Annotated in this window: 5 protein-coding genes; 4 read left to right on the top strand and 1 reads right to left on the bottom strand. The window is 69.3% G+C overall.

Annotation, left to right across the window (positions count from 1 at the left end):
- The 4 genes from LQV45_RS16500 to LQV45_RS16485 form a co-directional block, all read left to right on the top strand.
- Nucleotides 1-1,356: ATP-binding protein (locus tag LQV45_RS16500; RefSeq protein WP_230007960.1), on the top strand; the 1,356-nt coding region annotated here is incomplete at its 5' end.
- 146 nt (nt 1,357-1,502) lie between these two features.
- Nucleotides 1,503-2,303 carry a membrane protein insertase YidC gene (gene yidC / locus LQV45_RS16495; RefSeq protein WP_230007959.1) on the top strand — a complete coding sequence of 267 codons (801 nt, stop codon included), beginning with the start codon at nt 1,503-1,505 and terminating at the stop codon, nt 2,301-2,303.
- A complete protein-coding gene (locus LQV45_RS16490) occupies nt 2,300-2,959 on the top strand; it encodes an NAD(P)H-binding protein (protein ID WP_230007958.1) in 660 nt (219 codons plus the stop codon). The genes yidC and LQV45_RS16490 overlap by 4 nt, the downstream gene beginning before the upstream one ends.
- A gap of 85 nt (nt 2,960-3,044) precedes the next feature.
- Nucleotides 3,045-4,616: a Na+/H+ antiporter gene (locus tag LQV45_RS16485; RefSeq protein WP_230007957.1), complete on the top strand. Its 1,572-nt coding sequence runs from the start codon at nt 3,045-3,047 to the stop codon at nt 4,614-4,616.
- A gap of 15 nt (nt 4,617-4,631) precedes the next feature.
- Here the strand turns inward: LQV45_RS16485 and LQV45_RS16480 are convergent.
- On the bottom strand, nt 4,632-5,608 hold a 977-nt coding region (locus LQV45_RS16480; protein ID WP_230007956.1), incomplete at its 5' end, for an ROK family protein.

Below are 5,608 nucleotides of genomic sequence, written 5' to 3'. Positions count from 1 at the left end.
GTCCTGGTCCAGGACATTCCGCTGGGAAACTATCTGGTCCGTGTGGAACGGGAGCGCCTCACCACGTCCCTTGAACGCGACGCTTTTCTCCTGGCCGGCCGGGCCGGCGACGCGTTGAAAGCCGGCGGTCCACTGCCTCCGGAAGTCGCGGCCGACGTGCGCCGGTATGGGGAGGCGGGCGGGGCCCGTGTGGTGATCGTCGACGCCGTCGGGACGGCCGTGGCGACCTCGGACGACGATCAGGCGGCCACCGGATCGCCCTACAGTTCGCGGCCCGAGATCGCCTCCGCACTGACCGGTCAGATCAACGCGGGCCAACGGTATTCCCAGACACTGGGCCTGGACCTGCTCTACGTCGCCGTTCCCGTCCTCAGCGGTGAGAAGATTTCCGGCGTCGTCCGGCTGACGTATCCGGCGTCGGTCGTGGCCGAGCAGGTGAACGGCCAGCTGCGTACCATCTGGACTGTCGCCGGAACCACGGTACTGCTCGCCGGCATCCTGGCCTACGTCATGGCCGGCGCCGTGACCCGGAGACTCCAGCGGCTGCGGGACGCCACGGAACTGCTCGCCGACGGAAACCTGGACACCCGAACCGACGAAGGGGGCGCCCCCGAGATCAAAGCCCTCGCGGGTTCCTTTAACCGCATGGCGGACCGGATGAAACACCTGCTCGAGCAACAACGCGGCTTCGCTTCCGACGCCTCCCATCAGCTCCGCACCCCGCTGACGGGGCTGCGGCTCAGGCTCGAGAACGCCCACGACACGATCCCCGCCGACCCGGAAGCGGGCCGGACCATGGTGGCCGCCTCGCTGGAGGAGACGTACCGGCTGCAGCGCATCATCGACGGGCTGCTGTTGCTCAGCAAGGCCGAAGGCAGCCCGGCCGCGCCGGTCACCACCGACCTCGTCGAGGCAGCGAAGGCCCGCAAGGAACAATGGGAGGCCCTCGCCGAGGAGACCGGTGTGCGCCTGAGCCTGGACGGCCCGCCTGCGGCAGACATCCTGATCCTGCCCGGGGCCGCCGAGCAAATCATCGACAACCTGATCGACAACGCCCTCGCCGTCGCCCCGCCGGGGTCACTGATCCAGCTCGTGGTCTCCCACGGTGAACAGCCAGGCACCATCGAACTGCACATCCTGGACGAGGGCCCCGGGCTTTCCCCGGAAGACTGCGAACGGGCATTTGGCCGTTTCTGGCGCGGCACCCAGGGCGGCGAGGGCAGCGGCCTCGGTTTGTCCATCGTGCACCAACTGGCCCGGGCCAGCGGGGCAGAAGCAACACTCAGGCCCAGGGCCCCCGGGCCCGCACCGGGCACCACCGGCCTGGACGCCTGCGTGCAATTCAGATCAGCCTAAAAATCAACGGCGTCAGCGCAGTGCGGGCACGCCCGGACACCGGCTGAATCGTCTCCTGGTCAGCCGTGTGCCTTCCCGCAACGCGCGCCCGTGACAAGAGGCACTTTTCGCCGTAGCTTTGCAGCAACTGACGGTTGGGGATATCAGTGGACCTTCTTGGCACCATCATGGCTCCGTTCAAATGGCTGGTCTCAGCCATGATGGCGGGCTTCCATGACGGACTCAGCGCCATCGGCATGCCGGCGGCCAGCGGCTGGACCTGGACGCTGTCCATCATTGGGCTGGTGCTGGTGATCCGCGCCGCCCTGATCCCGGTGTTCCTCAAACAGGTCAACGTCCAGCAGCGCATGAGGCGGTTGCAGCCGGACCTGAAGAAGCTCCAGGACAAATACAAAGGCAAGACCGATCCGCTCTCCCGCCAGGCCATGGCGCAGGAACAGATGGCCCTCTACAAGGCGCACGGCACCAACCCGTTCTCCGCCTGCCTGCCCCTGCTGATCCAGATGCCCTTCTTCTTCGCGCTGTTCCAGATGCTGTCCGGCATCAGCGCCGCGGCCGGCCAGGGCGAAGCCGTCGGGGCCATGAGCCCCGAACAGGTCGCGCAGTTCGACGAGTCCACGATTTTCGGCGCCCCGCTCTCGGCCTCGCTGCTGCACGGCGTCGGCGGCAGTCAGCTCTCGGTGTGGATCCTCTCCATTGCGATGATCCTGGCCATGACGGCCTCGCAGCTCATCACGCAGCGGCAGATCATGGCCAGGAGCTTGTCCGGCGAGGCCGTGGCGCCTCCGTTCATGGGCCCGCAAAAGGTGCTGCTGTACAGCCTGCCGGTCGTCTTCGGTGTGGGCGGGATCTTGTTCCCCATCGGCGTCCTGATCTACTGGACCACCACCAACTTGTGGACCATGGGGCAGCAGTTCGCTGTCCGGTGGGACAGAATGGGACCATGACGCGCATCTCAATTATCGGCGGCCACGGCAAGGTGGCTTTGGAACTGTCCAGGATCCTCGCGGCGGAAGGGCACGGGGTGACCTCCTTTATCCGCAACCCGGACCATGCGGCCGACGTCACGGACACCGGCGCCACACCGGCGCTGCTGGATGTGGAGAACGCGACGACGGCGCAGATCGCCGGAGCCCTCCGCGGACACGACGCCCTGGTGTGGTCGGCCGGAGCCGGCGGCGGCAGCCCCGAACGGACCTACGCCGTGGACCGCGACGCCGCGATCCGTTCCATGGACGCCGCGGCGGAAGCCGGCGTCAGCAGGTACGTCATGGTGTCCTATTTCGGGGCCGGGCCGGACCACGGAGTCCCCGCGGACAACGGCTTCTTCGCCTATGCCGAAGCCAAGGCCGCGGCGGATGAGTACCTGCGCGGTTCAGGCCTTGACTGGACCGTCCTGGGCCCCGGAACGCTGACCGCGGGACCCGGCAACGGGATGATCGACGTCGACCCCGCCGACACGTCCGACGGCACCGAAACCGCCCGGGCCAACGTCGCCCTGGTGGCGGCGGCGGTCCTCGGGCTGCCGGCCACGATCGGGCGCACCATCGAGTTCCGGGACGGCACGCTCCCGCTCGCGGCAGCGCTGGAAACGTTGGGCTAGCCCAGGACTCTTCCCGATAGGGTGGTGGGGGCGGTCCGCGCATCCACCCGGGATGCCCCGGCCCGCCTCCGGGGAAAGCGGGCACATGGATCAGTTGGCACTCATCGTTGGACTTCTGCTGGCTACGGTGGGCGCTGTCGGTCTCGGAGAGAAGCTGCGGCTGCCCTACCCGGTGCTGATGCTGATCCTGGCCGTTGCCCTGACGTTCATCCCCGGCTTCCCGGAGATCCAGATCCCGCCCGAGCTGATCCTGCCCATTTTCCTGCCTCCGCTGCTCTTCGCGACAGCGCAGCGCAGTTCGTGGGCTGTTTTCCGGGTCCGCTGGCGCACGTTGCTGATGCTTGCCGTCGCGCTCGTGGTGGTCTCGACGGCGGTGGTCGCGGGCGCGGCCTGGCTCATGATCCCGGGCATCGGCATACCGGCCGCGATCGCCTTGGGCGCCATGGTGGCCCCGCCCGATCCCGTGGCCGTGGACTCCATCGCCAGCCGGGTCCACATGCCGCGGCGGCTCATCAACGTGCTCCAGAGCGAGGGCCTGTTCAACGACGCCGCCGCCATCGTCATCTTCCAGGCGGCCGTGGCCGCGGCCGTCGCCGGCACCAAGATCGCCTCCGACGTCGTCCTCCAGTTTGTCCTGGGAGCTGCGATCGCGGTGGTTGTGGGGATCGGCATGGGCTGGCTCACGAGCCTGATCACCCGCCTGGTGACCTCCATGGTGGCCCGGAGCGCCGTCACCCTAGTGGTGCCGTTTGCCGCCTACATCCTGGCTGAGGAGGTGCACGCCTCCGGGGTGATCGCCGTCGTCGTCACCGCGCTGGAAATGCAGCGCCACTCCCGGCCCGGGGACGCCGCGGAGAGGGTCACCCGCACCGCGTTCTGGGACGTCGTGGAACTGCTGGTCACCGGCCTGGCGTTCGGGCTGGTGGGCCTGGAAGTACGGCAGGTCATCCACGACGAAGGCAGCGGCGTTTTCGGCATGGTCGGGACGGCTGCGGTGGTGTGCGTCCTGGTGTTCGCCGCACGCTTCGCCTGGCTGGCCATGATGTCCGGCCTCTCCCGGGCGAGGAAGGATGTTCTGCGCCCTACTTCGGCCAAGGACGTGCTGATACTCACGTGGTGCGGCATGCGCGGCCTGGCCACCCTGGCGCTGGCCCTGGCTCTTCCGCTGACCGTTGCGGACGGCACGCCGTTCGCGGCCCGCAGCGAGCTGCTGGTGATCGCCTGCGCCGTGCTGCTGGCCACCCTGGTGCTGCCCGGGCTGACGCTGCCGTGGCTCATGCGGGTCCTGAAGGCGTCCGAGGACGGTTCCGAAGAACGCGACGCCGCCCGCGTGTTGGCAAGCCGGGCGCAACAGGCAGCCATCGTGGCCCTGAAGGACAACGAGCTCATGAAGGAGCTGCCGGCGGATAAGGTGGCGCTCGTGAAGGAGAAAATGACCCGGCTGCACGCCGAGCTGCTGGACGGGAGCCTGCGGAATGAAAGCGCGGGGGAGCAGCGTAAGCGTGGCCGGGAACTGGCGATCGCGGTGCAGACGATCGCCCTCGATGCGGCCCGCCGGGAAGTCGTAGCGGCCCGGAACGAGCCGGGCATGGACCCAGAAGTCGCGGACCGGGTGCTGCGGCAGCTGGACCTGCGCACCATGATCATGCCGGACTAAGGCAACGGATCCGGGTCAGCCCCGCGCGGGGAGGGCCAGCTCCAAGGCATTCGCCTCGACGTAGTCCAGGGCGTGCCGGACCGCGCCCGCCGTGACGATCGCGTCGCCCAGGGGTGAGACTGTCACCCGCGGGGGAGTCGCGGTGAAGCGGGGAAGCAGCGCTGTGATGCCGGGCAGGAGCGCCCCGGCGGACTCGGCGACGGCGCCGCCGATCACCACCTGCTCGGGGTTGATCAGGCTCGCGATCGAGGCGATGACCCGGGCCATGCGCTCCGAAATCCGGTCCAGGATGGCCAGGGCCGCCGGGTCTCCCGCGGCCGCGTCCGCGAAGACGCGCGGCGCACTGGCAGGGCCGCCCGCGGAGGGTCCGCCGCCGGCCGCCGACCACTGCCGCACCAGGGCGGCGATGCCGTCGCTGGAGCCAACACCCTCCACCATGTCCAGATAGCCCATCTCGCCGGCGGCCCCGCCGCGGCCGTGGAGCAGGCGGCCGGATTCCATCACGCCGGCGCCGAGGCGTTCGCCGGCCAGGAGCACCACCAGATCATCCACGCCCACGCCGGACCCGCGCCAGCGCTCACCGAGCGCAGCCAGGTTGGCGTCGTTCTCCAGGAGCACGGTCCAGCCGTGCAGCTCCTTCAGCGCGGAGCGGAGCCCGACGTCGAACAGGCTCCAAAACCGCTGCGTCACCAGAACGTTGCCGTCGCGGTCCACCGGCGCTGCGATCCCGGCGCCGACGGCCAGGACCCTGCCCGGGTCAGCTCCCGCCGCTTCCAGCGCCTCGCGGCAGGCGAGATCGACGACGCCGATCCGCTCCTGCGCGGGGATGTCCGCCGCACGGAAGCTCCCGCTGGAACGGCCGATCACCGTGCCGCGGAGGTCGGCCACGGCGGCGGTGGTGGTCGCGGCACCAATGTCCAGGCCCAACACGAAACCCGCTTCCCGGTTGAAGGCAAAGCGCCGGGCCGGCCGGCCCTTCCGCGGACTGGCAG

This window comes from Microbacterium sp. Bi128, from assembly GCF_918698205.1.
Note: the sequence above shows the minus strand (reverse complement) of the source record. Positions and strands in the feature narration are given on the sequence as shown.

Coding starts and splice junctions, on each gene's coding strand:
- LQV45_RS16485 (WP_230007957.1), top strand. CDS start 3,045: ATGGATCAGTTGGCACTCATCGTTGGACTTCTGCTGGCTACGGTGGGC.
- LQV45_RS16490 (WP_230007958.1), top strand. CDS start 2,300: ATGACGCGCATCTCAATTATCGGCGGCCACGGCAAGGTGGCTTTGGAA.